Origin of the sequence: Marinobacter salinexigens (assembly GCF_008370345.1) — a bacterium.
Taxonomy (GTDB): Bacteria; Pseudomonadota; Gammaproteobacteria; order Pseudomonadales; family Oleiphilaceae; genus Marinobacter; species Marinobacter salinexigens.
Genome location: NZ_VTUU01000049.1, coordinates 1 through 874, shown reverse-complemented (window position 1 = coordinate 874; position 874 = coordinate 1). Strand labels below are relative to the sequence as shown.

The window sequence follows — 874 nt, the reverse complement described above, 5'->3', positions numbered from 1 at the left end:
CGAGGAGTTAGTGCTGGTGGCGCCCAACGTCCTGTCCCTTGAGCACGCGCTGGAGCGCATGGAGCTCGTGCACTCCTGYGTCGAGAAGGTGCGCATSAACCTGCGCACGGGYGCCGTGTCGCGCACCCCKCTCTCGGCRGRGAACCTCGACTTCGGCGTRATCCACCCGGGMTACCTTGGCCGGCGCMACCGGTACGGRTACCTCGGCATCGGCGACCCCATGCCGAAGATCKCCGGRGTGGCCAAGCTGGACTTGGACCGCGCCGGCACGGGCGACTGCACKGTRGCGCGGCGCGWCTTCGGGCCCGGGTGCTTCGCGGGGGAGCCGTTCTTCGTCCCCGACGACGTGGAGGGGAATGGCAACGAGGACGACGGCTACTTRGTGTGCTACGTCCACAACGAGCGCACCGGCGAGAACCAGTTCGTGGTGATGGACGCSAGGWCGSCGCAGCTGGACATCGTCGCCGAGGTGCAGCTGCCMGCGCGCGTCCCCTACGGCTTCCACGGCATSTTTRTCACGCAGGCCGAGCTCCAGGCGCAGCAGCAATGATCAAAGCACCGAACACTCGTCCAGTGTTTACGTGCTGGGGATCTGTAGCMCATGATTCCAGGAGAAACACACACACACACCCATCAGCTGCATACTGAATAGATTGGAGTAAGAACAACTCTAGGCCACATAGCATTCACGAATTATATTGTAGTGTAAATGTAGCAGAACCCATAAAAGAGTTCATGAGTAGAATTGATACGAAATCACAAAAAAAAATTTATTGGAATAGAACAATGTTCATCATTGATGGGTCCACCACCAACATTGCCGGCTGTGCACGGTGCACGCCGTGCACGGAAGCAGAGCAAGGGCGACTCAACC

1 protein-coding gene is annotated in these 874 nt (G+C 59.3%); it reads left to right on the top strand.

What is annotated here, in order from left to right; genetic code table 11:
- The first annotated feature begins 58 nt into the window (after window positions 1-58).
- Entirely contained in the window at window positions 59-550 is a 492-nt protein-coding gene (locus FWJ25_RS20615; protein ID WP_246166900.1) for a carotenoid oxygenase family protein, read from the top strand.
- Window positions 551-874 lie beyond the last annotated feature (324 nt).